General features: G+C 33.5%; 5 protein-coding genes and 1 riboswitch. Of the genes, 1 reads left to right on the plus strand and 4 read right to left on the minus strand.

Annotation, left to right across the window (positions count from 1 at the left end; genetic code table 11):
• Nucleotides 1–14: 14 nt before the first annotated feature.
• The 4 genes from ACT8VG_RS10350 to gloA2 form a co-directional block, all read right to left on the minus strand.
• Complete coding sequence (locus tag ACT8VG_RS10350) at nt 15–164, minus strand: hypothetical protein (RefSeq protein ID WP_444195821.1); 150 nt, start codon at nt 162–164, stop codon at nt 15–17.
• Nucleotide 165: 1 nt separating this feature from the next.
• Nucleotides 166–639 (minus strand): ACT domain-containing protein, encoded by a 474-nt coding sequence (locus ACT8VG_RS10355; protein WP_187011882.1) that lies wholly within the window; start codon nt 637–639, stop codon nt 166–168.
• A 57-nt stretch (nt 640–696) separates the two neighbouring features.
• Nucleotides 697–866: riboswitch (Lysine riboswitch) on the minus strand.
• A 15-nt stretch (nt 867–881) separates the two neighbouring features.
• Nucleotides 882–1,295: a hypothetical protein gene (locus ACT8VG_RS10360; protein ID WP_278243020.1), complete on the minus strand. Its 414-nt coding sequence runs from the start codon at nt 1,293–1,295 to the stop codon at nt 882–884.
• Nucleotides 1,288–1,665, minus strand: coding sequence for an SMU1112c/YaeR family gloxylase I-like metalloprotein (gene gloA2, locus ACT8VG_RS10365; protein ID WP_129981307.1), 378 nt, complete (start codon nt 1,663–1,665; stop codon nt 1,288–1,290). Before gloA2 ends, ACT8VG_RS10360 begins: the two co-directional genes overlap by 8 nt.
• 89 nt (nt 1,666–1,754) lie before the next feature.
• On the opposite strand from gloA2, the gene ACT8VG_RS10370 reads away from it, so the two are divergent.
• A complete protein-coding gene (locus tag ACT8VG_RS10370; protein WP_444195822.1) occupies nt 1,755–2,237 on the plus strand; it encodes an AzlC family ABC transporter permease in 483 nt (160 codons plus the stop codon).
• Nucleotides 2,238–2,260: the final 23 nt, after the last annotated feature.

The raw sequence follows: 2,260 nt of genomic DNA on the forward strand, positions 1-2,260 counted from the left end.
CAATAGTATCAGGTTCACCAGTAGTTCCGTTGACAAGTAATTCTTTTTACACCACCATCAATCATTCTCTGTACCTGTCTCTTATAACCTTCGTAATCAATACTTCCATCTTCAAACATTGGTAATACCAATGCAACACCTGTACCTTCAAAAATTGGTTCCATTTTATGCTAATTCCTCCTGAATTTTTTCTAATGCTTTCTTTAAATATTTCTTTTCTATAACATATGAAATAGATACTTCACTTGTTGTCACTTGAGCAAATGGGATCTGGTTATCACCTAGAACTTTGAATAACTTACTTGCAAAACCGACTTCATTTTCCATATGACCTTCTACAACAAGCTTACCTACATTCTTAGATGCAAATACACCAATACGTGGGTGATTCTTCTTAACTTCTTCAATTGCTTTGTTTAAAGCACTCTGTGCTTTAGCATCACATGTGAAATCAATACGCATTTCATCTTCTAGCATGACTGATGAGATCATATCGATGTTCACACCTTCACGACTAATTGTTTCAAACACATCAGCCACAAAAAGAGGATTCTTTTCAACATTCATTAACTTCACTTGAATAATGTCTTCTTCAATCTCTAATCTTGTAATCACACTGTTCATCTTCATCATCTCCATTTTTCTATAAAAAAATATTGCAATGGGGCCATTGCAATATAATTAGTAGTCTTCATTATATTCAATAGCGCACCACAAATATTTTGTGACAGTGAATAAGATATTCTCTTATCCCCCAGATAACAGTTCATATACAGTTCCCTGTTTCTTCGGCATTTGCTCCCCCTTCATTATCTGGCTGTATCCATTAATAACGAATTCTTAACGCATGCACCTCTATTTGTCAACATAATAACATATTATCAATCATAAAAAAAGTGATTTTCTTCTAAATAGTGCATATATTCTTTGATCCAGGGACTATCTATTGCATATCGCTGAAGCATTAATACAACTTCCTGTCCTTGATACATGAAGCGCATCTCTGATTCAGCCCCTTTCTTTTTCACTTTAAAATCTGTCACAAAACGATAATCAAAAAAGTAAACACCATCTAGAAACTTCAGATTATCATATTGCATAAAGGTGATCCCCTCACGTTCAAAGCTTAATACATAGAATTCTGTTTTCTTGCTTACTATATGACCTAACCACATAGTAACTGCTGTTTTTTTCCAGTTCACCTGATACTTCGTATGCGCAAAAGCTACATTATTATGAAATGATATACCTGACAAACGCACATAGTTCTCTAACAGCTTTTCTCTATTATTCATGGATTTCTAAAGGCAATTGATCAGGATCTTTAAAAAATGTCATTTTCTTGCCTGTAAATGTGTCAAAACGGATTGGTTCTGTTTCAATACCTAATGCATTTAATTCTTTGACTGTTTCTTCTACATCTTCTACCTTAAAAGCCAGATGTCTCAGTCCTGCAGTTTCAGGGAAAGGATGAAGTGGGGCATCTGGTTTAATAAATATTTCTAACTCCATATCTCCAAGTTGAAGATCTAACTTGATATCCTGTTTATCCTCTCTCTTATTTTCTCTAATAATCTTAAAACCTAATTTATTGACATAGAAGTCAATTGTTTGATCATAATCTTTTGTAATGATTGCAATATGATGTACTGTGTCTAATCTCATAAGAGCACCTCCTGTTACTATTATATCATTGACATCAAGAATGATATATAGTTATTATAGTATAAACCGACTAAGGAGGTAGGTAATACATGAATAAGAAAACAATTATTTATTCTATTAAATCTGCACTCCCTGTTATGACTGGTTATATTGTATTAAGTATTGGTTTTGGCTTATTACTTCAAGGTAAAGGTTATGGATGGGTCTGGGCAGTTTTAATGAGTACAGGTATATATGCTGGTTCTATGCAGTTTGTGACAATTAATCTACTATCAACAGGTGCTTCTATCATTACAACTGCTATTATGACTCTTATGGTCAATATCAGACATCTCTTTTATGGTATTACCATGTTAGAAGAATATAGTGAAGCAGGGTGGAGAAAGCCTTATTTAATCTTCTCATTAACAGATGAAACCTATTCCTTAATCTGCTCTCCTGATCTTCCTGATGATATTAATCGTAAAGACTATTTCTTTATCGTTTCTCTTGTCAATCAGTTATCCTGGATAGCAGGGAGTATTATAGGTTCAGTACTCGGTAAAATGGACCCTGTAAAAAGGACACGATAAAAAAAGGATATTTATTTCGTGAC

It is taken from the genome of Catenibacterium sp. (genome assembly GCF_052354645.1).
Taxonomy (GTDB): domain Bacteria; phylum Bacillota_I; class Bacilli_A; order Erysipelotrichales; family Coprobacillaceae; genus Catenibacterium; species Catenibacterium mitsuoka_A.